This window comes from Methylibium petroleiphilum PM1 (assembly GCF_000015725.1).
Lineage (GTDB): Bacteria > Pseudomonadota > Gammaproteobacteria > Burkholderiales > Burkholderiaceae_C > Methylibium > Methylibium petroleiphilum.
This window is the reverse complement of record NC_008825.1, coordinates 3,960,721-3,983,495: the sequence shown is the minus strand read 5'-3', so window position 1 is coordinate 3,983,495 and position 22,775 is coordinate 3,960,721. Positions and strand designations below refer to the sequence as shown.

Annotated in this window: 21 protein-coding genes and 1 pseudogene; 9 read left to right on the top strand and 13 right to left on the bottom strand. The window is 70.2% G+C overall.

Annotated features, from left to right (window positions below):
• Positions 1-33: 33 nt before the first annotated feature.
• The 4 genes from MPE_RS19000 to MPE_RS18985 form a co-directional block, all read right to left on the bottom strand.
• A complete protein-coding gene (locus MPE_RS19000; protein ID WP_011831336.1) occupies positions 34-927 on the bottom strand; it encodes an NAD(P)-dependent oxidoreductase in 894 nt (297 codons plus the stop codon).
• Between the two features lie 94 nt (positions 928-1,021).
• Positions 1,022-2,158 (bottom strand): PilT/PilU family type 4a pilus ATPase, encoded by a 1,137-nt coding sequence (locus MPE_RS18995; protein ID WP_011831335.1) that lies wholly within the window; start codon positions 2,156-2,158, stop codon positions 1,022-1,024.
• 44 nt (positions 2,159-2,202) lie between these two features.
• Positions 2,203-2,811, bottom strand: coding sequence for a cyclic nucleotide-binding domain-containing protein (locus MPE_RS18990; protein WP_011831334.1), 609 nt, complete (start codon positions 2,809-2,811; stop codon positions 2,203-2,205).
• A gap of 37 nt (positions 2,812-2,848) precedes the next feature.
• Positions 2,849-3,892 (bottom strand): type IV pilus twitching motility protein PilT, encoded by a 1,044-nt coding sequence (locus MPE_RS18985; protein WP_011831333.1) that lies wholly within the window; start codon positions 3,890-3,892, stop codon positions 2,849-2,851.
• Positions 3,893-3,944: 52 nt separating this feature from the next.
• Between MPE_RS18985 and MPE_RS18980 the strand changes: the two genes are divergently transcribed.
• Positions 3,945-4,661: a YggS family pyridoxal phosphate-dependent enzyme gene (locus MPE_RS18980; RefSeq protein WP_011831332.1), complete on the top strand. Its 717-nt coding sequence runs from the start codon at positions 3,945-3,947 to the stop codon at positions 4,659-4,661.
• Between the two features lie 6 nt (positions 4,662-4,667).
• Here MPE_RS18980 and MPE_RS18975 read toward each other — a convergent pair whose 3' ends face one another.
• Genes MPE_RS18975 through MPE_RS18955 form a run of 5 tightly spaced genes read right to left on the bottom strand, consistent with a single transcriptional unit; the run spans position 4,668 to position 9,328 of the window.
• Positions 4,668-5,651, bottom strand: coding sequence for a branched-chain amino acid ABC transporter permease (locus MPE_RS18975; RefSeq protein WP_011831331.1), 984 nt, complete (start codon positions 5,649-5,651; stop codon positions 4,668-4,670).
• A complete protein-coding gene (locus MPE_RS18970) occupies positions 5,648-6,535 on the bottom strand; it encodes a branched-chain amino acid ABC transporter permease (protein WP_011831330.1) in 888 nt (295 codons plus the stop codon). The genes MPE_RS18975 and MPE_RS18970 overlap by 4 nt, the downstream gene beginning before the upstream one ends.
• A 37-nt stretch (positions 6,536-6,572) precedes the next feature.
• The gene (locus tag MPE_RS18965) at positions 6,573-7,796 is read right to left on the bottom strand and encodes an ABC transporter substrate-binding protein (protein WP_011831329.1); all 1,224 of its coding nucleotides are present in this window, start codon (positions 7,794-7,796) and stop codon (positions 6,573-6,575) included.
• Positions 7,797-7,844: 48 nt separating this feature from the next.
• A complete protein-coding gene (locus MPE_RS18960; protein ID WP_011831328.1) occupies positions 7,845-8,558 on the bottom strand; it encodes an ABC transporter ATP-binding protein in 714 nt (237 codons plus the stop codon).
• On the bottom strand, positions 8,558-9,328 hold the full coding sequence (locus tag MPE_RS18955) for an ABC transporter ATP-binding protein (protein WP_011831327.1): 771 nt from the start codon (positions 9,326-9,328) through the stop codon (positions 8,558-8,560). The genes MPE_RS18960 and MPE_RS18955 overlap by 1 nt, the downstream gene beginning before the upstream one ends.
• Positions 9,329-9,617: 289 nt before the next feature.
• On the opposite strand from MPE_RS18955, the gene ada reads away from it, so the two are divergent.
• From ada to MPE_RS18935, 4 genes are read left to right on the top strand one after another with little or no spacing between them, the layout of a single operon-like run.
• Entirely contained in the window at positions 9,618-10,703 is a 1,086-nt protein-coding gene (gene ada / locus MPE_RS18950; RefSeq protein WP_041929767.1) for a bifunctional DNA-binding transcriptional regulator/O6-methylguanine-DNA methyltransferase Ada, read from the top strand.
• The gene (locus tag MPE_RS18945; RefSeq protein WP_011831325.1) at positions 10,700-11,452 is read left to right on the top strand and encodes a 2OG-Fe(II) oxygenase; all 753 of its coding nucleotides are present in this window, start codon (positions 10,700-10,702) and stop codon (positions 11,450-11,452) included. The genes ada and MPE_RS18945 overlap by 4 nt, the downstream gene beginning before the upstream one ends.
• Positions 11,453-11,459: 7 nt before the next feature.
• The gene (gene alkB / locus MPE_RS18940) at positions 11,460-12,146 is read left to right on the top strand and encodes a DNA oxidative demethylase AlkB (RefSeq protein ID WP_041929766.1); all 687 of its coding nucleotides are present in this window, start codon (positions 11,460-11,462) and stop codon (positions 12,144-12,146) included.
• A 43-nt stretch (positions 12,147-12,189) separates the two neighbouring features.
• Positions 12,190-12,639 (top strand): hypothetical protein, encoded by a 450-nt coding sequence (locus MPE_RS18935; protein WP_011831323.1) that lies wholly within the window; start codon positions 12,190-12,192, stop codon positions 12,637-12,639.
• On the opposite strand, the gene MPE_RS18930 is transcribed toward MPE_RS18935, so the two are convergent.
• Positions 12,640-13,185 (bottom strand): Lrp/AsnC ligand binding domain-containing protein, encoded by a 546-nt coding sequence (locus tag MPE_RS18930; RefSeq protein ID WP_011831322.1) that lies wholly within the window; start codon positions 13,183-13,185, stop codon positions 12,640-12,642.
• A 93-nt stretch (positions 13,186-13,278) separates the two neighbouring features.
• Between MPE_RS18930 and MPE_RS24880 the strand changes: the two are divergent.
• The 3 genes and pseudogenes from MPE_RS24880 (at position 13,279) to MPE_RS18915 (ending at position 18,720) form a co-directional block, all read left to right on the top strand.
• Positions 13,279-16,334 (top strand): annotated as a pseudogene (locus MPE_RS24880) (L-glutamate gamma-semialdehyde dehydrogenase).
• Positions 16,335-16,406: 72 nt separating this feature from the next.
• Positions 16,407-17,228 carry a pyrroline-5-carboxylate reductase gene (proC, locus tag MPE_RS18920; protein ID WP_011831319.1) on the top strand — a complete coding sequence of 274 codons (822 nt, stop codon included), beginning with the start codon at positions 16,407-16,409 and terminating at the stop codon, positions 17,226-17,228.
• Positions 17,229-17,418: 190 nt separating this feature from the next.
• Entirely contained in the window at positions 17,419-18,720 is a 1,302-nt protein-coding gene (locus MPE_RS18915; protein ID WP_011831318.1) for a Glu/Leu/Phe/Val family dehydrogenase, read from the top strand.
• Positions 18,721-18,788: 68 nt separating this feature from the next.
• On the opposite strand, the gene MPE_RS24065 is transcribed toward MPE_RS18915, so the two are convergent.
• Both MPE_RS24065 and ubiA read right to left on the bottom strand, forming a co-directional pair.
• Positions 18,789-19,493, bottom strand: a complete 705-nt coding sequence (locus MPE_RS24065; protein WP_011831317.1) for a hypothetical protein — start codon at positions 19,491-19,493, stop codon at positions 18,789-18,791.
• 136 nt (positions 19,494-19,629) lie between these two features.
• On the bottom strand, positions 19,630-20,553 hold the full coding sequence (gene ubiA / locus MPE_RS18910; RefSeq protein ID WP_011831316.1) for a 4-hydroxybenzoate octaprenyltransferase: 924 nt from the start codon (positions 20,551-20,553) through the stop codon (positions 19,630-19,632).
• A gap of 59 nt (positions 20,554-20,612) precedes the next feature.
• Here ubiA and MPE_RS18905 point away from each other — a divergent pair, with 59 nt between their 5' ends.
• Positions 20,613-22,220, top strand: coding sequence for a phospholipase D family protein (locus MPE_RS18905; protein ID WP_083768019.1), 1,608 nt, complete (start codon positions 20,613-20,615; stop codon positions 22,218-22,220).
• A gap of 15 nt (positions 22,221-22,235) precedes the next feature.
• Here MPE_RS18905 and MPE_RS18900 read toward each other — a convergent pair whose 3' ends face one another.
• Positions 22,236-22,733, bottom strand: a complete 498-nt coding sequence (locus MPE_RS18900) for a Dps family protein (protein ID WP_011831314.1) — start codon at positions 22,731-22,733, stop codon at positions 22,236-22,238.
• Positions 22,734-22,775 lie beyond the last annotated feature (42 nt).

Genomic DNA, 22,775 nt, shown 5'->3' with positions numbered 1-22,775 from the left:
TCGCGACCGCGACGCGGTCGGTCTCCGCGTGGGCTACTTCAGGCGCTGGATCAGGCTCGAGGTGTCGCGGCGGCCGCCGTCGTCGGCCTGCACGTCCGCATAGAACTGATCGACCAACGCCGTCACCGGCAGCCGGGCGCCGTTGCGTTTCGCCTCGTCCAGGCAAAGCCCAAGGTCCTTGCGCATCCAGTCCACCGCGAAACCGAAGTCGAACTTGCCGTCGACCATCGTCGGGCCGCGGTTGTCCATCTGCCAGCTCTGCGCCGCGCCCTTGCCGATCACGCCGAGCACGGCCTTCATGTCCAGCCCGGCCTTCTGACCGAAGGCGATCGCCTCGCTGAGGCCCTGCACCAGGCCGGCGATCGCGATCTGGTTCACCATCTTCGCTAACTGGCCGGCGCCGGCCTCGCCGAGCAGCGTGACGGCCTTCGAGAAGGCCATCGCCACCGGCTGGATCTTCGCGAAGTCGGCCGCATCGCCGCCGCACATCACCGTGAGCGCGCCATTGATCGCGCCGAGGTTGCCACCCGAGACCGGGGCATCGACGAAGCCCAGGCCGCGCGCGCGTGCCGCCGCCGCCAGTTCGCGCGCGATGTCGGCCGACGCGGTGGTGTGGTCCACGAACACGGCGCCTGCCTTCATGGCCTGGAAGGCTCCGTCGGCACCGGTCGTCACCGAACGGAGATCGGCATCGTTGCCGACGCAGGCGAACACGATGTCGGCGTCCTGCGCCGCGGCGCAGGGCGTCGGCGCCGAACGGCCGCCGTACTCGTTCACCCAGGCCTGGGCCTTGGCCGCGGTGCGGTTGTAGACGCACACGCTGTGGCCGGCGCGCGCCAGGTGGCCGGCCATGGGGTGGCCCATCACGCCCAGGCCGAGGAAGGCCACGCGCTGCGAGGGAACCGGATCGTAGGTCTTGCTGGTCATCGAGCGTCTCCGAAAAGGCAACGGCCTCCAAACGAGGCCGTTCTACACCGCCATGATCGCTCAAACCACCGCGGCCGGGCAGGCCGCGGGTTACTCAGACGATGGTCAGGTGCTCGGTGCCCGAGGCCAGGTCGGAGTTGCGCGCCCGGTTGCTGTTGAGCTTGATCTGCAGACGCAGGTCGTTGACCGAATCGGCGTTGCGCAGGGCATCCTCGTAGGTGACCAGCTGGCCCTCGTACAGGTCGAACAGGCTCTGGTCGAAGGTCTGCATGCCGAGCTCGCGGCTCTTCTTCATGATTTCCTTGATCTCGGCCACCTCGCCCTTGAAGATCAGGTCGGAGATCAACGGCGTGTTCAGCAGGATCTCGATCGCCGCGACGCGGCCACGGCCTTCCTGGCGCGCCAGCAGGCGCTGCGACACGAGCGCCTTGAGGTTCAGCGACAGGTCCATCAGCAGCTGCGCGCGCCGCTCCTCGGGGAAGAAGTTGATGATGCGGTCGAGCGCCTGGTTGGCGCTGTTGGCGTGCAGCGTCGCCATGCACAGGTGGCCGGTCTCGGCGAAGGCCACCGCGTGTTCCATGGTCTCGCGGTCGCGGATCTCGCCCATCAGGATCACGTCGGGCGCCTGGCGCAGCGTGTTCTTCAGCGCCGGGGCCCAGTCGTCGGTATCGATGCCGACCTCACGCTGCGTCACGATGCAGTTCTTGTGCGGGTGCACGAACTCCACCGGGTCCTCGATGGTGATGATGTGGCCGTAGGAGTTCTCGTTGCGGTAGTCCACCATCGCGGCCAGCGAGGTGCTCTTGCCCGAGCCGGTGGCGCCGACGAAGATCACCAGCCCGCGCTTGGTCGAGGCGACGTCCTTCAGCACCTGCGGCAGGCCGAGTGAGTCGATCGTCGGCAGCGTCTGCGGGATCGTCCGCAGCACGAGGCCCACGCAGCCCTGCTGCACGAAGGCATTGACCCGGAAGCGGCCGATGCCGGTCGGCGCGATCGCGAAATTGCACTCCTTGGTGCGTTCGAACTCGGCCGCCTGCTTGTCGTTCATGATCGAACGCGCCAGGGCCATCGTGTGTTGCGGCGTCAGCGGCTGCGGCGATACCTTGGTGACGCGGCCGTCGACCTTGACCGCCGGAGGAAAGTCGGCCGTCAGGAACAGATCGGAGCCGTTGCGGGCGACCAGCAGGCGCAGCAGGTCGTTGACGAATTTCGACGCTTGATCGCGTTCCATGAGTTCCTCCCTTGGAGATTTTCTGAGGCCGCAGCGCTTGCTGCTCAGCCACCGGACAACAAAGCAGACAGCCGGGCGCTCACCTGGCGCAGGCGCAAGGACAGGCGCCGCGCGAGCGAGGCCAGCAGGGCCATGGCGAGCCGCGGCTCGTTCGCCATCATCGCGTCGAGGCGCCGGGCGTCGAGCACGGCCACGATGCAGGGAGTGAGCGTGGTGCAGGCGGAAAAGCGGGAGCCGGCGTCCAGCACCGACATCTCACCCAGCATGTCCCCGGCGCGAGCCTCGGCCACGCGGACCCGGCCGCCGCCGCGCTGCACGCGCTCGACGCCGACCCGGCCTTCCAGCACCACCAGCAGGTAGTTGCCCTGCTCGTCCTGGCCGATCACCTCCTGGCCGGCCGGTACCGTGAAATGGCGGAAGTGTTCGGCGATGCGGCCCAGTTCGGGGGGGCTCAGGCCGACCAGATGCGTCTCGGCCTCCCACAGCTGCACGAACAGATCGCAGGCGCGGCGCTCGTCGAAGGGCTGAGCCCCGGCCTGCCGGGCCCGGGCATCCCAATCGACCGTGGCGGTCGCGCGTTCCTCACCGTCGTCTGACGGGGCGCCTTCGGCAGAAACCGCAGGGCTCCCCGGTCGATCGAGCTGCTTTTTCACGGTGAGCGCTCTGCGGACGACGGGGCTGGGCCCGGGATCAGCCCGGGAAGTTCTCGGGCAGCTTGGCCTTGCCGCGTGCCTCTGCCGGCGTGATGAGGTTGCGGCGCACCAGGTCCGTCAGGTTCTGGTCCAGTGTCTGCATGCCCATGCTGTTGCCGGTCTGGATCGAGCTGTACATCTGCGCGACCTTGGCCTCGCGGATCAGGTTGCGGATGGCCGGCGTGCCCAGCATGATCTCGTGCGCCGCCACGCGGCCCGAGCCGTCCTTGAGCTTGCACAGCGTCTGCGAGATCACGCCGATCAGCGACTCCGACAGCATCGCGCGCACCATGTCCTTCTCGGCGGCGGGGAACACGTCGATCACGCGGTCGATGGTCTTGGCCGCGCTGCTGGTGTGCAAGGTGCCGAACACCAGGTGGCCGGTTTCGGCCGCGGTCAGCGCGAGGCGGATGGTCTCGAGGTCGCGCATTTCGCCGACCAGGATCGCGTCCGGATCCTCGCGCAGCGCCGAGCGCAGCGCGTTGCTGAAGGACAGCGTGTGCGGTCCGACCTCGCGCTGGTTGATCAGGCAGCGCTTGGACTCGTGCACGAACTCGATCGGATCCTCGACGGTCAGGATATGGCCGTACTCGTTCTCGTTGAGGTGGTTCACCATGCCGGCGAGCGTGGTGCTCTTGCCCGAGCCGGTGGGGCCGGTGACCAGCACCAGGCCGCGCGGCTTGAGGGCCAGATCGGCGAAGATCTTCGGCGCGTTCAACTGCTCGAGCGTCAGGATCTTGCTCGGGATGGTGCGGAATACCGCGCCCGCGCCGCGGTTCTGATTGAAGGCGTTGACCCGGAAGCGCGCCAGGCCCTGGATCTCGAACGAGAAGTCGCATTCCAGCGTCTCCTCGTAGGCCTTGCGCTGCGCATCGTTCATGATGTCGTACACCATGTCGTGCACGTTCTTGTGGTCCAGAGGGTCCACGTTGATGCGCCGCACGTCGCCGTGCACCCGGATCATCGGCGGCAGTCCGGAGGACAAGTGCAGGTCCGAGGCCTTGTTCTTGACCGAGAACGCCAGCAGTTGGGTGATGTCCATGGGGTGGTGTGGGGAGCGCAGCGCTCACCATGCGGCAGAGGGTCGAGGGATTATGGCGACGATAGCGAGCAAGATACAAGAAGTGAGCGGGCGCATCGCACGCGCCTGTGACGCAGCGGGGCGTCCCGTGGCAAGCGTCACGCTGCTGGCGGTCAGCAAGACGTTCGGCGCCGACACCGTGCGCGAGGCCCTGGCGGCCGGGCAGACGCGGTTCGGCGAGAACTACGTGCAGGAAGCGCTCGACAAGATGGCCGCGCTGGCCGACGTTCGCGCTCGCCTCGAATGGCATCTGATCGGTCCGCTGCAGAGCAACAAGACGCGCGCGGTGGCCGAGGCCTTCGACTGGGTGCACTCGGTCGACCGGCTGAAGATCGCCCAGCGGCTGTCCGAGCAGCGGCCGGACGCGCTGCCGCCCTTGCAGGTCTGCCTGCAGGTCAACGTCAGCGGCGAAGCCAGCAAGAGCGGTCTGGCGCCGGACGAGGTGGAGGAGGTGGCGCGGGCGGTCGCGACGCTGCCGCGGCTGCGGCTGCGCGGGCTGATGGCGATTCCCGAGCCGGCCGGCGATCTGAGCGCCCAGCGCCGGCCGCACCGCGCGCTGCACGAACTGCTGGAACGCCTTCAGGCGGGAGGCCTGGCGCTCGACACGCTGTCCATGGGGATGACCGCCGACCTCGAGGCCGCGGTGCTGGAGGGCGCGACGCTCGTGCGGGTCGGCACCGCGATCTTCGGCGGGCGGTCGACGGGGGGTAACCCGCGCGCCGCCGGGTGACGGCGTTCAGGCGCGGCGCCAGCGCGCCAGCAGCGCCCCCGCCTCGCCGACGATGCCACGCCGGAAGGCGAGCACGCAGAGGATGAAGATGAGGCCTGTGACCAGCGTGACCGCCTCGCCCAGGCCGTTGAACCAGGCGATCCCGGTCAGTTCGGCCAGCGCGCGCCCCACGTCGCCGATCTTGTTCTCCAGCGCCACGATCACCAGCGCGCCCACCATCGGGCCCACCATCGTCCCCATGCCGCCCACCAGCGTCATCAGGATCACCGCCCCCGAGGTCGTCCACACCGCGTCGGTCAGCGTCGCGAAGCCCAGCACCAGCGTCTTGGTCGCGCCGGCCAGCCCCGCCAGCGCGGCCGACAGCACGAAGGCCACCAGCTTGAAGCGCTCCACGTCGTAGCCCAGCGAGGTGGCGCGTGCCTCGTTCTCCCGGATCGAGGTCAGCACCTGCCCGAACGGCGAGTGCACCGTGCGGTAGATCAGCCAGAACCCGGCGATGAAGATCGCCAGCACCACGTAGTACAGCGTCAGGTCGTTCGCGAGGTCCAGCCCCAGGAAGCGCCCGCGCGGCACCGACTGCAGCCCGTCCTCCCCGCCGGTGAAGGGCGCCTGCAGGAAGAAGAAGAACAGCATCTGCGCGAGCGCCAGCGTGATCATCGAGAAGTAGATCCCCGAGCGCCGGATCGCCAGCCAGCCGAAGGCCAGCCCGGCCAGCGCCGCCACGGCCGCCCCGAACAGCAGCCCCAGCGGGGCCGGGAAGCCCCAGACCTTGAGCGCATGGCCGGCACCGTAGGCCGCCGCGCCCAGGAAGGCCGCATGACCGAAGGACAGCAGCCCGGTGAAGCCGATCAGCAGGTTGAAGGCGCAGGCGAACAGCGCGTAGCACAGCACCTTCATCACGAAGATCGGGTAGGCCCCCAGCGCCGGCAGCAGCGCGATCGCGATGAACAGGGCCGCGTAGCCGAGCAGCGGGGATCGTTGGGGTGTCATTTCTCTTTCCCGAACAGGCCGGCCGGTCGGATCAGCAGCACGATGGCCATGATGACGAACACCACGGTGCTGGAGGCTTCGGGGTAGACCACCTTGGTGAGGCCCTCGATCAGACCCAGGCCCAGGCCGGTGACGATGGAGCCCAGGATGGAGCCCATGCCGCCGATCACCACCACGGCGAAGACGGTGATGATGAGGTTGGAGCCCATCAGCGGGGAGACCTGGATGATGGGCGCGGCCAGCACGCCGGCGAAGGCCGCCAGCGCCACGCCGCCGGCGTAGGTGAGTGTGACCAGGCGGGGCACGTTGATGCCGAAGGCCTGCACCAGGCGCGGGTTCTCGGTGCCCGCGCGCAGGGTGGCGCCCAGCGAGGTCTTCTCGATCAGGGCCCACACGGCCAGGCAGACCACGATGGAGGCCAGCACGACCCAGGCGCGGTAGTTGGGCAGGATCATGAAGCCCAGGTTGGTGGCCCCGGAGAGGGCCGAGGGCACCGGGTAGGGTTGGCCGGAGACGCCGTAGAAGGAGCGGAAGATGCCCTCGGCCACCAGGGTGATGCCGAAGGTCAGCAGCAGGCCGTAGAGGTGGTCGAGCTTGTAGAGCCACTGCAGCAGCAGCCGCTCGATGAGGATGCCCAGCACCCCCACCAGCAGCGGCGCGAGCAGCAGCATGACCCAGTAGTTCAGCCCCAGGTACTCCAGGCCCATCCACGCCAGGAAGGCGCCCATCATGTACAGCGCCCCGTGGGCGAAGTTGATGATGTTGAGCATGCCGAAGATCACCGCCAGCCCCAGCGACAGCATCGCGTAGAACGAGCCGTTCACCAGACCCAGCAGCAACTGGCCCAGCAGTGCGGGCAAGGGGATGCCGAAGAGGTCGCTCATCGGGAATCGGCTCCTCGGCGGAGGCGGCGCGCGGCGCTCACTTCTTCACCAGCGGGCACTTGCTGTCGGCCAGCTTCGTGAAGGCCTGTTCGCCGGGGATCTTCTCGACCACCTTGAAGTAGTCCCAGGGCTCGGTCGACTCCTGCTGCGACTTCACCTGCAGCAGGAACATGTCGTGGATGCCGCGACCGTCTTCCTTGCGGATGCTGCCCTTGGCGTAGAAGTCGTTGATCGGCATGGCCTTCATCTGCGCCATGACCTTGTCGCCGTCGTCGGTCTTGGCGGCCTCGACGGCCTTCAGGAAGTGCATGGCGGCCGAGTAGTCGGCCGCCTGGATCGACGAGGGCATGCGCTTCATCTTCTCGAAGAAGCGGCGGCTCCACGCGCGCGCCTCCGGGCTCTGGTTCCAGTACCAGCTGTCGGTCATGTACATGCCCTGGGTCGCATTCAGGCCCAGCGAATGGATGTCGTTGATGAACATCAGCAGGCCGGCCAGCTTCATCGTCTTCGTGATGCCGAACTCGTTGGCGGCCTTGATCGAGTTGATGGTGTCGCCGCCGGCATTGGCCAGCCCCAGGATCTGCGCCTTGCTCGACTGCGCCTGCAGCAGGAAGGACGAGAAATCGCTGGCCGACAGCGGGTGCTTGACGCTGCCGAGCACCTGGCCGCCCGATTTCGTCACCACGTTGCTGGTGTCGTTCTGCAGCGACTGGCCGAAGGCATAGTCGGCCGTCAGGAAATACCAGGACTTGCCGCCCGCCTTGGTGACTGCGCTGCCGGTGCCGTTGGCCAGCGCCACGGTGTCGTAGGCATAGTGGATCGAGTAGGGCGTGCAATCCTCGTTCGAGATGCGCGAGGTGCCGGCACCGATGGCGATGAAGGGCTTCTTCTTCTCGGCCGCGACCTTGGTCATGGCCAGCGCGGTGCCGGAGTTGGTGCCGCCGATGAGCATGTCGACGCCCTGGGTGTCGAACCATTCGCGGGCCTTGCTGGCGGCCACGTCGGCCTTGTTCTGGTGATCGGCGTAGACGAGCTCGATCTTCTTGCCGGCGACCGTGCCCTTCATGTCGCTGATGGCCAGCTTGATGGCCTCGACGCCGCCGGGGCCGTCGATGTCGGCGTACAGGCCCGACATGTCGGTGATGAAGCCGATCTTGACCGTGTCCCCGGAGATCTGGGCCTGTGCCGGCGTGCCGCCGACGGCGAGGAGGCCGGCGGTGGCGGCGGCAGCGAGTGCGGTGCGCGAGCGAACGAGGGTCATGCGGGGCTCCTGAGGGTGGGATGAGAGGAAGCGGAAAGCGCGTCGCGATCAGACGCTGAGCAGTTCATCGAGCTGTGCCTGGTGGGCCGCAAGCTCGGAGGCAGCAAAGGACAGCGCGATGCGGCCGTGCTCGACCACATGGAACTGGTCGGCCAGGCGCGCGGCGAAGCGGAAGTTCTGCTCCACCATCACGATGGTGAAGCCCTGCGCCTTGAGCGCGGTGATCATGCGCGCGAGCGCCTGCACGATCACCGGCGCCAGCCCCTCGCTGATCTCGTCGAGCAGCAGGATGTCGGCCCCGGTGCGCAGGATGCGCGCCACCGCCAGCATCTGCTGCTCGCCCCCCGAGAGCCGCGTGCCCGGGCTGGCGCGCCGCTCGGCCAGGTTGGGGAACATCGCGTAGATCTCGGCCTCGCCCATCGCCTTGCCCCGCCCGGCCTTCAGGCGCGGGGGCAGCAGCAGGTTCTCCTCGGCGCTCAGCGAGGCGAAGATGCCGCGCTCCTCCGGGCAGTAGCCCAGCCCGAGGTGCGCGATGCGGTGGGTGGGCAGCGCGATGGCCTCCTGGCCGTGCACCTTGATCGACCCCTTGCGGCTGCCCGTCAGGCCCATGATGGCGCGCAGCGTGGTGGTGCGCCCGGCGCCATTGCGCCCGAGCAGCGTGACCACCTGCCCGCGCGGCACCGCCAGGTCGATGCCGTGCAGGATGTGGCTCTCACCGTACCAGGCCTGCAGCCCCTTGATCTCCAGCGCCAGGGGCTCCATCAATGCGCTCCCTGGAGTTCAGCCGCGTCGCTGCCCATGTAGGCCTCCAGCACCGCAGGGTGGCGGGAGACACTGGCGTAGTCGCCTTCGGCCAGCACGGCCCCGCGCGCCAGCACGGTGATGCGGTCGGCAATGGTGGCCACCACCTTCATGTTGTGCTCCACCATCAGCACGGTGCGGCCTTCGGCCACCCGCTTGATGAGGGCGGTGACGCGCTCGACGTCCTCGTGGCCCATGCCCTGGGTGGGTTCGTCGAGCAGCATGAGCTCGGGGCTCATGGCCATGGTGGTGGCGATCTCCAGCGCGCGCTTGCGTCCGTAGGGCAGGTCGGCGGCCTTGAGCGCGGCCATCTCGCGCAGGTCCACCAGTTCCAGCAGCTCGAGCACGCGGGCGTCGAGCGCGCGCAGCCCCGACAGGCCCTTCCAGAAGTGGAAGGAGGTGCCGGTGAAGCGCTGCAGGCCGATGCGCACGTTCTCCAGCACGCTCAGGTGGGGAAAGACGGCGGAGATCTGGAAGGAGCGGATGACGCCTCGGCGGGCGATCTGCGCGGGCTTCTCGGCGGTGATGTCGTGGCCGTTGAAGTGGATCGTGCCGCGGCTGGGCGCGAGGAACTTCGTGAGCAGGTTGAAGCAGGTGGTCTTGCCCGCGCCATTGGGCCCGATCAGCGCATGGATGTGTCCTCGCTGCACCGCCAGATCCACGCGGTCCACCGCCGTGAACCCCTTGAAGTCCTTCGTCAACTCGCGGGTCTGGAGAATGATGTCGCTCATGCGGGGACAGGAAAGAAGGCTTGCACTCTAAGTAGCGCTGTTGCGCTGCAATAGACGGGGTTCCCCTTAAGTGGATTCGCGCAACGCTCGACCGTGCGCAGGGCCGCGCAAGCCCCAGGCCGGTGCGCGGTCGTCATCGGCCTGTCACCTGCGTGACGATCGACCTTGCCCGCACGCCGGCGTCCGGGAAGGATTTCAATTCGGCAGCAAGACACGGAGTGCCACGGTCCGCACCGATGCCTACAGTCACCGCATCGACCCACGCACACCCTGACGGACGATCATGAACATGAGCACCCAGACCGAACAACGGGCCGCCGCGACCGTGAACGACCCGCGCTGGGCCGCCGTCGTGGCGCGCGACGGCGCCGCCGACGGCCGCTTCTTCTACTCGGTGCGCACGACCGGCGTCTATTGCCGCCCGAGCTGCGCCGCGCGCCCGGCCCGCCCCGAGAACGTGGCCTTCCACGACACCGCCGAGGCCGCACGCGCGGCCGGCTTCAGGCCCTGCCTGCGCTGCAAGCCCGACCAGCTGCCGGCGGCCGCGCTGCAGGCAGCCCGGGTCGCCGAACTGTGCCGCTACATCGAGACCGCGGACGCGGTCCCCCCGCTCGCCGACCTGGCCCGGCGCGCCGGCCTCAGCCCCTACCACCTGCACCGCGTGTTCAAGGCGGTCACCGGCCTCACGCCGAGGGCCTACGCTACCGCGCACCGGGCGCGGCGCCTGCGCGAGGCGCTCGGCCGCCGCGGCGGCACGGTGACCGATGCCATCTACGACGCCGGCTTCAACTCCGGCGGCCGCTACTACGAGACGGCCGACGGGGTGCTCGGCATGACGGCCACGCGCTACCGCGCCGGCGGGGCGGGCACGGCGATCCGCTTCGCGATCGGCCAGTGCTCGCTGGGCGCCATCCTCGTGGCACAGAGCGAACGCGGCATCTGCGCGATCCTGCTCGGCGACGACCCGGATGCGCTGGCGCGCGACCTGCAGGACCGCTTCCCCCAGGCCCGCCTGATCGGCGGCGAGGCCGATTTCGAGGACTGGGTGGCCCGCGTGGTGGGCTTCGTCGAGGCACCGGGTCTCGGCCTGGACCTGCCGCTCGACGTGCGCGGCACCGCCTTCCAGCAGCGTGTGTGGCAGGCGTTGCGTGACATCCCGCCCGGGCGCACCGCCAGTTACGCCGAGGTCGCCGCGCGCATCGGTGCGCCGACGGCGGTGCGCGCGGTGGCGCAGGCCTGCGCCGCCAACGCGCTGGCGGTGGCCATTCCCTGCCACCGCGTGGTGCGCAGCGACGGCGCACTGTCGGGCTACCGCTGGGGCGTCGAGCGCAAGCGCCAGCTGCTGGCGCTGGAGCAGGAGGCGATCACGCCATGAGCGTGTCCGAGACCGCCGGCGTCGCCACGGCGGTGGCCACCGCGAGCCTGGAGGCGCGCATCGCGGCGGCCGACTGGCCGCAGCTGGCCCGCGATCTCGACGCGCAGGGCCACGCGCAGATCGAACGCCTGCTCACGCCGGCGGAATGCCGCGCGCTGGCGGGGCTGTACACGGACGACGCGGCCTTCCGCAGCCGCGTGGTGATGGCCCGCCATGGCTTCGGGCGCGGCGAGTACCGCTACTTCGCCCACCCGCTGCCGGCGCTCGTCGCGACCCTGCGTGGCGGCTTCTATCCGCATCTGGTGCCGATCGCCAACCGCTGGCACGCGGCGATGGGCTTGGCCACGCGCTTCCCGCCGCGGCACGCCGAGTTCATCGCGCGCTGCCATGCGGCCGGCCAGACCCGGCCCACGCCGCTGCTGCTGCAGTACGGCGAGGGCGACTACAACTGCCTGCACCAGGATCTCTACGGCGAGCACGTGTTCCCGCTGCAGGTGGTGCTGCTGCTCTCCGAGCCCGGGCGCGATTTCGAGGGTGGCGAGTTCGTGATGACCGAGCAGCGCCCGCGCATGCAGTCGCGGCCGATGGTGCTGCCGCTGCGCCAGGGCGACGCCGCGGTGATCGCCGTCCACGAGCGGCCGGTGCAGGGCACGCGCGGCAGCTACCGCGTGTGGCTGCGCCACGGCGTCAGCCGGGTGCGCGCCGGGCGGCGCCACACCGCCGGCGTGATCTTCCACGATGCGGCCTGAGACGGCCATGCGCAGCGCCCGGGCCACCACGCCGGACCTGTTCGACGGCGCGGCCGACGCCGGCGGGCCGGCCGTGGCGCCGTGGCTCGAAGCGCTCGGCCCCGGCGCACTGGTGTGGCGCGGCGGCGCGGCCGCCGAGGCCGCCGCGCTGCTCGCCGAGGTGCAGGCGCTGGTGGCGCAGGCACCGTTCCGGCATCCGGTCACGCCCGGGGGCTTTCGCATGTCGGTCGCGATGAGCAACTGCGGCGCGCTCGGCTGGGTCAGCGACGCCCGCGGCTATCGCTACGACGCCGTCGATCCCGACAGCGGCCGGCCCTGGCCCACGATGCCGCGCCGCTTCGGCGAGCTGGCCGCGCGGGCCGCGGCGCAGGCCGGCTACCCCGGCTTCGCGCCCGACGCCTGCCTGATCAACCGCTACGAGCCGGGCGCTCGACTGAGCCTGCACCAGGACCGCAACGAGCGCGACTTCAGCGCGCCCATCGTCTCGGTGTCGCTGGGCCTGCCGGCGGTCTTCCTGTTCGGCGGTGGCCGGCGCAGCGACCCCACCACGCGGGTGCCGCTGGTGCATGGCGATGTGGCGGTGTGGGGCGGTCCGTCGCGGCTGCGCTACCACGGCGTGCTGGCCCTGAAGGACGGTGAACACGCGGCGACCGGGAACTGCCGCATCAACCTCACCTTCCGGCGTGCGGGTTGACCGTGCGCGGGGCGCGCCGTCCTCGCGGCGAGAACAGGCTCCCATGACGACACGAACCAGGCGCTGGTGCGGGGCCCTCGTCGCCGGTCTCTGCGCCGTCGGTGCGGCCGCCGCCGACGAGCGAGAGGCCACGCCGCGCCGGCTCTACGACGTGAGCACCGAGACCGGCATGCCGCACCTCGACGAGAACCTGCGCTACGCGGTGCGCAGGGAGCAACGCTGTCTCGCCGTGGCCGACCGCGCGACGGTTTTCTGGATGCTGCAGGACGTGTCGCTGCAGGACTGCCGCCTCGAGCCGTTGGATGACGCCACCTACCGGCTGGCCTGCCACGGCGGCCACGGCACCACCGGCGATGCGCGCTGGCAGTCCGACGCGCGCGATCGGTGGACCGGCACGCTGAACGTGCGCCTGGGCGGCAAGAACATGACCTTCTTCCAGCGCGTCACCGCCACGCCGGTCGGCGAGTGCGGCGACGCGCATGCGCGGCCCTAGCTAGAGCGGCAGCGCCGTGGTGTTCTTCACTTCCTCCATCACCGCGTAGGTGCGCGTCTCGCGCACGCCGGGCAGCGCCCAGATCACGCTGGCCAGCATCTCGCGGTAGGCCGCCATGTCGGCCACGCGCGTCTTGATCAGGTAGTCGAAGCCGCCGGCCACCAGGTGGCATTCCAGGATCTCGGGCCGCACCTGCACCGCGGCCCGAAAGCTCTCCATCACGTCGGGCGCCGTGCGGTCCAGCATCACCTCGATGAACACCAGCATCGCCGCGCCCAGCCGCGCCGGATTCAGGCGCGCCTCGTAGCCGAGGATCACGCCGTCGCGCGTGAGCCGCTTCACCCGCTCCAGCACGGCCGTCGGCGACAGATGCACCTGCTGCGCGAGTTCGAGATTGGTGATGCGGCCATCGCGCTGCAGCACGCGCAGGATGCGCTGGTCGGTGCGGTCCAGGCCCTCGATGGCCCGTGGTGGGGGCTCGGCGAGCGCGGCCCCCGCGCGGGCGGCCTTGGGCTTCGTGCTGGATTTTGTGCGGCTGGAAGGCATGAGCTTGGTGAATCATTCGGCAAGGACGGCCTTACGCTAACAGGAACGGCGGCCAACGGGGCGGCCGGTCCACGCCGATCGAGGTCTGCCACCATGCCGCTGCCCACCGCCACGCCCGCCGCCCGCCTGCCGTCGCCGCTGCGCGAGGAGGCGTCCGTCCTCCAAGCCCGGCTGGCGGCGCTGGCCGGAGCGCTCGACTGGGCCGGCGTGCAGGCGCTGGCGCGTCCCTGGGTGCAGGCGGTGCGCGACGAACCGGCGCCGTTCTGGGCCATGGAGTCGCTGCTGCGCGAGTACCCGATCTCCAGCGCCGAAGGCCTGGCGCTGATGCGGCTGGCCGAGGCGCTGCTGCGCGTGCCCGATGCCGCCACCGCGATCGCGCTGACCGCCGACCAGCTGGGCCGCGCCGATTTCGACACCGCCGCCACCGGCGGCGACGGACCGCACAAGAGGCTGGCCAGCCTGTCGGCCAGCGCGATCGCGCTGTCCAAGAAGTTCCTGCCCGACGGCGAGCACCCGCCCGGCCTGCTGCAGCGCCTGGGCGCGCAGACCGTGGTGGCGGCGACGGTGCGCGCCATCCAGTTGCTGGGCCGGCAGTTCGTGCTCGGCCAGTCGATCGCCGAGGCGCTGGGCGAGGCCCGCAGCCAGCGCCAGGCCCAGCCGCAACTGCGCTTCAGCTTCGACATGCTGGGCGAGGGCGCCCGCACCGAGCACGATGCGCAGCGCTACCTGCGCTCCTACCGCGACGCCATCGCGGCCATTGCCGTCACCGCCGTGGCCGGTGCCGGCCCGGAAGCCAACGACGGCATCTCGATCAAGCTGTCGGCGCTGTTCCCGCGCTACGAGGATGCGCAGCGGGTGCGCGTCTTCGCCGAGCTGCTGCCGCGCGTGCTGGGCCTGATCGACGACGCAGCGGCGGCCGACCTCAACCTCACCGTGGACGCCGAAGAGAGCGACCGGCTCGAACTCTCCCTCGAGCTGATCGACGCTGCTGCCGCGCACATCGCCGCGCGCCACCCGCGCTGGCGCGGCTTCGGCCTCGCGATCCAGGCCTACCAGACGCGCGCCGAGGAATGCGTGCACGAGGTCGCGCGCATCGCCCGCCACCACGGCCTGCGCTTCATGGTGCGGTTGGTCAAGGGCGCCTACTGGGACGGCGAGATCAAGCGCGCGCAGGAGCTCGGCTTGGCCGCCTACCCGGTGTTCACGCACAAGCACCACACCGACATCTCCTACCTCGCGTGCGCGAAGGCGCTGCTCGACCACGCCGACGTCATCTACCCGCAGTTCGCCACCCACAACGCCGGCACCGTCGCGGCCATCGTGCAGATGGCGCGGGTGCGCGGCACGCCGTTCGAGTTGCAACGGCTGCACGGCATGGGGGAGGGTGTGTCCGCGAGGTGTCGCGGTACACACCTCCCGCTCCCCCCGCTCAAGCGGGGGGCTTGCCGGTGCGCATCTACGCGCCGGTCGGCGAGCACCGCGACCTGCTGGCCTACCTGGTGCGCCGCCTGCTGGAGAACGGCGCCAACTCGTCGTTCGTGCACCAGCTGGCCGACCCGCAGGTCGATGTCGACGCGCTGCTCGCGTCGCCGCTGCAGGCCGCGCCCGAGCCGGGCCAGCCGTCGCCGCTGCAGCTCTACGGCAGCGCGCGGCGCAACGCGCTGGGCGTCGACCTGAGCATCGCCGCCGAGCGCGCGCCGCTGCTGGCCGCGGTGGCGGCCACCCGCGTGCCCGAGGTGGCCGAGACGCCGGCGTCGGAGATCGACGCGACGATGCGCCGCCTGCACGCAGGCCAGGTGGCGTGGGACGACACGCCGCTGACCGAGCGCGCCGCCGTGCTGTTGCGCGCCGCCGACCGGCTGGAGGCCGAGCTGCCGGCCTGGTGCGGCCTGCTGGTGAAGGAAGCGCACAAGACGCTGGGCGACTGCGTGGCCGAGCTGCGCGAGGCGGTCGACTTCTGCCGCTACTACGCGCTGCAGGCGCGCGACACGCTCGGCCCGCGCGAGCTGCCGGGCCCGACCGGCGAATCGAACACGCTGCACCTGCACGGCCGCGGCGTGTTCGTCTGCATCAGCCCGTGGAACTTCCCGCTCGCCATCTTCGCCGGCCAGGTGGTCGCCGCGCTGGTGGCCGGCAACAGCGTGGCCGCCAAGCCGGCCGAGCAGACACCGGCGGTTGCGCAGCGCTTCGTCGGGCTGCTGCATGCAGCCGGCGTGCCGCAGGACGCGCTGACCCTGCTGCACGGCCCCGGCGAGACGGTGGGCGCCGCGCTGGTGGCGCACCCGCTGACCGCGGGCGTGTGCTTCACCGGCTCGACGCCGGTGGCCAAGCACATCCAGCGCGCGCTCGCTGCGAAGGACGGCGCCATCGTCCCGCTGATCGCCGAGACCGGCGGCCTCAATGCGATGGTGGTCGACAGCAGCGCGCTGCCCGAGCAGGTGGCCGATGCCGTGGTGCAGAGCGCCTTCCGCTCAGCCGGCCAGCGCTGCTCGGCGCTGCGCCTGCTGTGCGTGCACGAGGGCGTGGCCGACGGCGTGATCGCGATGATCGGCGGCGCGCTGCAGGAGCTGGCCGTCGGCGACCCGGCGGAGTACGCCACCGACGTCGGCCCGGTGATCGATGCCGAGGCGCACGCCGGCATCACGCGCCAGCTCGAGCGGCTCGACCGCGAGGCCACGCTGCTGGCGCGCCGCGCGCTGCCCGACGGCCCGGCCGGCGCGCAGCACATCGCCCCCTGCGCCTACGAACTGGCGCGCGTGGCCGACCTGCGCCAGGAGGTGTTCGGCCCGGTGCTGCACGTCGTGCGCTGGGGCCCGGGCACCGCCGCACACGGCGGTGCGGCCGACGTGGAGGCGCTGGTGGCGCAGATCAATGCGCTGGGCTACCGCCTCACGCTCGGTGTCCAGACGCGCATCGACTCGCGCGCACAGCGCATCGCGCACGCGGCGCGCGTCGGCAACGTCTACGTCAACCGCAACATGATCGGCGCGGTGGTCGGCGTGCAGCCCTTCGGCGGCGAAGGCCTCAGCGGCACCGGCCCGAAGGCCGGCGGGCCGCTCTACCTGTACCGCTTCTGTGCCGAGCAGGTGGTGACCGTCAACACCGCGGCGGCCGGCGGCAATGCCGCGCTGCTGGCCGGCGCACACTGAGCCGCGCGGCGCGGAACGCGCCCGGCTGGCTAGACTCGAACTCCGATCGAAATCCCGCCCCTGGAGTTGCCGATGAACCACCTTTCCTCTCCCATCGCCTTCATCGGCGGCGGCAACATGGCCAGCGCGCTGATCGGCGGCCTGTTGCGCAGCGGCGTGCACGCGCACGAAGTCCTGGTCGTCGAACCCTGGGCCGAGCAGCGCGAGCGCCTGAAGCAGGCCTTCGGCATCGTCGCCACCGAGCAGGCGACGCCGGCGCTGGCCGATGCCGGCCTGGTGGTGTGGGCCGTGAAGCCCCAGATCTTCCGGGAGGCGGCCGCGCCCTGCGCGCCGCATGTGGGCGAGGCCGCCCAGCTCAGCGTCATGGCGGGCATCCGCACCGACGCCATCGTCGCCGCCACCGGCAACCGCTGCGTGGTGCGGGCGATGCCCAACACGCCCGCGCTGATCGGCCAGGGCATTGCCGGGCTGTACGCGCGGCCCGAGGTCGACGCCGGCCAGCGCAGCAGCGTCGAGGCGCTGCTGGCGCCCACCGGCGCCACGCTGTGGGTCGATCGCGAGGCCGACCTCGACGCCGTGACCGCCCTGTCGGGCTCCGGCCCGGCCTACGTGTTCCTGTTCATCGAGGCGCTGATGGACGCCGCGCGCGACATGGGCCTGACGCCCGAGCAGGGCCGGGCGCTGGCGCTCGGCACCTTCTCCGGCGCCACCGCGCTGGCGGCGCAGAGCGCCGAGCCGCCGTCGGTGCTGCGCGAGCGCGTCACCTCGCGCGGCGGCACCACGCATGCGGCGCTCGTCGCGATGCAGGCCGACGGCGTGCCGGCGGCGATCGTGCGCGCTGTTCGTGCGGCGCAGCGCCGCGCGGTCGAGCTGGGCGACGAGTTCGGCGGCTGAGCCGATGTGCCTCCTCTCCCCCGGCCACCGGGGGAGAGGGCCGGGGTGAGGGGGCACGCGTCGATGAACGCCGCCCGCGGCAGGCATGCAAACCCGGCATCAACCCGATAGGCGCAGCGGTGCGACGGCGCCTAAAGTCTCGTGGCCGCGCCACGAACGCGGCGTCATCCAGACCCCACAAGGACACCGCATGAGCGCCAAGACCGACCCCACGCAGCTGAGCAGCTTCCTCTCCTACGTCACGCCGTCACCCACCAGCCCCTGGGGGACCTACCTGTCGCAGGTCGATCGCGTGATCCCCTACCTGGGGCACCTCGGCAAATGGGCCGAGACGCTGAAGCGGCCCAAGCGCGCGCTGATCGTCGACGTGCCGATCGAAATGGACGACGGCTCGGTGCGCCACTTCGAGGGCTTCCGCGTGCAGCACAACCTGAGCCGCGGCCCCGGCAAGGGCGGCGTGCGCTACCACCCCGACGTGACGCTGGAAGAGGTGATGGCGCTGTCGGCCTGGATGACGGTGAAGTGCGCCGCGGTGAACCTGCCCTACGGCGGCGCCAAGGGTGGCATCCGCGTTGACCCGAAGCAGCTTTCCCAGAAGGAGCTGGAGAAGATGACGCGCCGCTACACCAGCGAGATCGGCATCATCATCGGCCCGCAGCGCGACATCCCCGCGCCCGACGTCAACACCAACGGCCAGATCATGGCCTGGATGATGGACACCTACTCGCAGAACACCGGCGCCACCGCGACCGGCGTCGTCACCGGCAAGCCCATCCACCTGGGCGGCTCGCTGGGCCGCGTGAAGGCCACCGGCCGCGGCGTGTTCGTCACCGGCCGCGAGGCGGCGCGCCGCCTCGGCCTGGCGCTCGACGGCGCCCGTGTGGCGGTGCAGGGCTTCGGCAACGTGGGCGGCTCCGCTGCAGAGCTGTTCGCCCAGGCCGGCGCGAAGATCGTTGCGGCGCAGGACCACACCGGGACCATCTACAACGACAAGGGGCTCGACCTCGCCGAGCTGGTGCCCTACGTGAAGCAGGTGGGCGGCGTGGGCGGCTTCAAGGGCGCGGAGGCGATGGACGGCGAATCGTTCTGGGACGTGAACGCCGACATCCTGATCCCCGCGGCGCTGGAGGGCGTGATCAGCGCCGAGCGCGCCGCGCGCATCAAGGCCAGGCTGGTGCTCGAAGGCGCCAACGGCCCCACGGTGCCCGCGGCCGACGACATCCTGCGCGACCGCGGCGTGCTGGTGGTGCCCGACGTCATCTGCAACGCCGGCGGCGTGACCGTCAGCTACTTCGAGTGGGTGCAGGACTTCTCGTCCTTCTTCTGGACCGAGGACGAGATCAACGTGCGGCTCGACAAGATCATGGTCGACGCACTGCGGCGCATCTGGGACACCGCCGACCTGCACAAGATCACGCTGCGCACGGCGACCTTCGCGGTGGCGTGTGAGCGGATTCTCACGGCGCGTGAGGAGCGGGGGCTCTATCCCTAAGGGCGCGCACCGGTCGCGAATCCTCCGAAGGTCAAACCTCAACCACGGTATTTGCGAAGATACAAGGCCTACCGCCGAACAGAGAGGTCGTGGTTCCAAGTGGACTCATGGGCGACATGCTCTACAAAGCCCGGTGAAAACTCTTCGACTATTGCGGGGTCGGTTACCACTCGCAGCCTTGCAGACTTGCTGAGCCACTGCTGCGACGTTAGCTTGGCTCGAAGTCTTACATGCACTTGCTCATCTTTGATTTTCGGATTCCAGGCGCCATACGTGAAGCTGGTGAAAAGCAAGTATCCGCCGCAGGATTCTTTCGGTTCGAGAGAGCCGTCGATGACTGCGGTCTTGATCTCGTCGAGTGGATACTCTGTGATCCACACGCTCATGTATTTCGTGATTTCTCCCACTCTCTTACGTGGGCGCGCTGGGAATCCAAGCCTCAGTAGGCGCTGACGATGTGATCGCCAGAAGCCCTTTGATCGATAGGAGAGTTCAAAGTGGTCAAGAACAATCTTTTCGTTCGAAGCGTTGACGAGTGAGGCGTTGACAACGAACGACGCGCGCATCGCGTTCGGAGGATGGGTTGATTCACTTGGACGCTCGACATAAATGAAGCTCGCTGTTGATGCGACTTCGAGGCGTGGCTTTCTCCGGAAGCGACGAAGATAGGAGAACGCTCCCGAGGCCCATGCAAGTAGCACGACAGCAGCGGCCTTTAGTAGATCGACCGTTACTTCGTGAGCTTCGATCCAGTCGGTAATTTCGGCGAGCACTTGTAGGCCTAACTAGGTTTGGACGTCGCGACCCTATCGGGCACTTGCAGTCGAGATCAACTGCCGGGACACACAAATCCCATGCCACGAGCCCCCCGCGGGCACTGAGGCCCCATCAGATCACCAACTCAACCCATCACGCACGCCATCCCAGATCTACTACGATCCCCGCAAACACCGCAAACCCCACCCAGTGGTTCAGCCGAAAGGCCTTGAAACAACCGTCGCGGCTGCGGTCCCGGATCAGCGTGTGGTGCCAAGCCACCTGCACCGCCGCCGCGGCCAGGCCGGCGGCGAAGGCCACGCCGAGTCCCTGCCAGAAGCCGATGGCGCCCCAAGCCAGCAGGTAGAGCTGGTAGAAGCTCATCACCGCCGTCACGTCGTGGCGGCCCAGCGTGATGGCGGAGGTCTTGATGCCGATCTTCAGGTCGTCGTCGCGGTCGACCATCGCGTACTCGGTGTCGTAGGCCAGCACCCAGAACAGGTTGCCGATCAGCAGGCCCCAGGCCCACCAGGGCACGGCCGCGTTCAGCGCAGCCAGGCCCCAGGCGCCGTTGCCGCCGCGCACCGCGCTGAAGGCCATCGGGATGCCGAAGCTGAAGGCCACGCCCAGCACCGCCTGCGGCATCGCCACGCAGCGCTTCGCGTAGGGGTAGGCCACCGCGACGGCCAGCGCCGGGAACGACAGTGCGATGGTCAGCGCGTTGGTGGTGAGCACCAGCGCGAACGCGGCCAATGCCAGCACGGCGCCGACCGCCAGCGCCTCCTTCACCGACACCGCGCCGCGCGTCACCGGCCGCTCGGCGGTGCGCTTCACGTGGCGGTCGAACTCGCGGTCGGCGACGTCGTTGATGCAGCAGCCGGCGCTGCGCATCAGCACGGTCCCGAGCGTGAACACCGCCAGCAGGTGCCAGCCCGGGAAGCCGCCCGCGGCGAGCCACAGCGCGCCGAGCGTCGGCCACAACAGCAGCAGCCAACCGGCCGGCCGGTCCCAGCGGATCAGCTGGCGGTAGAGCGTCAGGCGCGAAGGCGGGTGTGCTTGAGCGGGCGCAGCGGACATCGGCCGCGAGTGTAGGGCGCATGGGTGCGGCATGGCACCATCGGCGCGAAGCCGCCGCCATGCCCTCGTTCGCGTCCGACCTGCCGACCCCGCGCCCTCGCCACCGCGTTGTCCCGCTGACGCTGTGGCGGGTGGCGATGCTGCTGGCCTGGCTCGGGCTGGCGGGCTGCTCCTCGCTGCCCTCGCGGCCACCGTTGCCCGACGAGGCCGCGCTGCCCGCGGCGACCGCCGGCGCGCTGGCCGCGCAGGTCGCGCCGCTGGTGCAGGCGCACCCCGGCCGCTCCGGCTTCGTGCCGCTCGACAGCGGGCTCGACGCCTTCGCCGCACGCGTCTGGCTGGTCGACCGCGCCGGCAGCAGCCTGGACATCCAGACCTACATCTGGCGCAGCGACCGCACCGGCCGTTGGCTGCTGACGCGCCTGCAGGCCGCGGCCGAGCGCGGCGTGCGGGTGCGCCTGCTGCTCGACGACGGCAACGGCAGCCCCACGCTCGACGGGCTGCTGTCGCAGCTCGATGCCCACCCGGGCGCCGAGGTGCGCTTCTTCAACCCCTATCCGCACCGCGGCCTGGGCCGCGCGTGGGACCTGGCCACCGACTTCTCGCGCCTGCACCGGCGCATGCACAACAAGACGTTCAATGCCGACGGCGTGGTCACCATCCTCGGCGGACGCAATGTCGGCGACGAGTACTTCGGCGCGGCGGCCGACATGGAGTTCGCCGACCTCGATGTGCTCGCGGTCGGGCCGATCGTCGGTGAGGTGTCGGCGTCCTTCGACGCCTACTGGAACAGCGCCTCGGCCTACCCGCGGCGGTCGCTGCTGTTGCCCGGCAACGACCGGCCGCTCACGCCCGAGCAGCAGGCGGCGCTCGACGAGGCCAGCGCCTACGCGAAGGACCTGCGCGAGCGTCCGCGCGTCGAGCGCTGGCGCGAGCGCGGGCCGCAGGCGTCCGACTTCGTCTGGGGCCGCTCCACGCTGTTCGTCGACCCGCCCGACAAGGTGCTCAAGCAGGCCGGCGAGAGCGAGCTGATGTTGCCGCGGCTGGCCCGCACGCTGGGCAATGCCGACCGCAGCATCGACATCGTGTCGCCCTACTTCGTGCCCACCGACGACGGCGTGGCCGCGTTCACCGCGCTGCACGACCGCGGCGTGCGGCTGCGCGTGCTGACCAACTCGCTGGCCGCGACGGATGTCTCGGCGGTGCACGCCGGCTATGCACCATATCGCCCGGCGCTGCTCGACGGCGGTGTGGAGCTCTACGAACTGCGGCCGGTCCCGGCACCCGAAGGTCGCGCGCGCGGGCGGCTGCTGGGCCTGGGTTCGTCGCGCGCGAGCCTGCACGCCAAGACCTTCGCCGTCGACGGCGAGCGCGTGTTCATCGGCTCGTTCAACTTCGATCCGCGCTCGGCCTGGCTCAACACCGAGATCGGCGTATTGCTCGAGCACCCAGGCCTCGCGCAGCGCATCGGACAAGCGTTCGACACCGAGGTGCCGCGCCAGGCCTGGCAGGTGACGCGCGACCCTGACCGCGGCCCCGACGCGCTGCGCTGGCGCGGCCAGACGCCCGAAGGCCAGCCGATCGAGCTGACCGAGGAGCCCGAGGCCGGCTGGCTCACGCGGCTGTGGGTGTGGCTGCTGTCGTGGCTGCCGATCGACGGGCTGCTGTAGCGGCCCGCCGTCGGCTCACTCCTCGAGCAGCGAGCGCAGCATCCACGCCGCCTGCTCGTGCACCGTGAGGCGCTGCGTCAGCAGGTCGGCGGTGGGCTCGTCGGAGGCCTTGTCGGCCAGCGGGAAGATGCCGCGCGCGGTGCGCGCCACCGCCTCGTGGCCCTCGACGAGGATGCGCACCATGTCCATCGCCTTCGGCGGCTCGGCCGGCGCGTCCTTCAGCGAACTCAGCTTGCCGAACTGGCCGTAGCTGCCGGCGGCCGGGAAGCCCAGCGCACGGATGCGCTCGGCGACCGGGTCGACCGCGTTCCACAGCTCGGTGTACTGCGTCATGAACATGGTGTGCAGCGTGTTGAACATCGGCCCCGTCACGTTCCAGTGGAAGTTGTGGGTCGTGAGGTAGAGCGTGTAGGTGTCCGCCAGCAGGGCGTTGAGCCCCTTGGCGATCGCCGCGCGGTCCTTCTCCGAGATGCCGATGTTCACCGGCGGCGTGGCGGTACGGGTCTTGGCCATCGTGCTTGCTCCTGGGTCAATGGGAATGGCTGGAACTGTAGC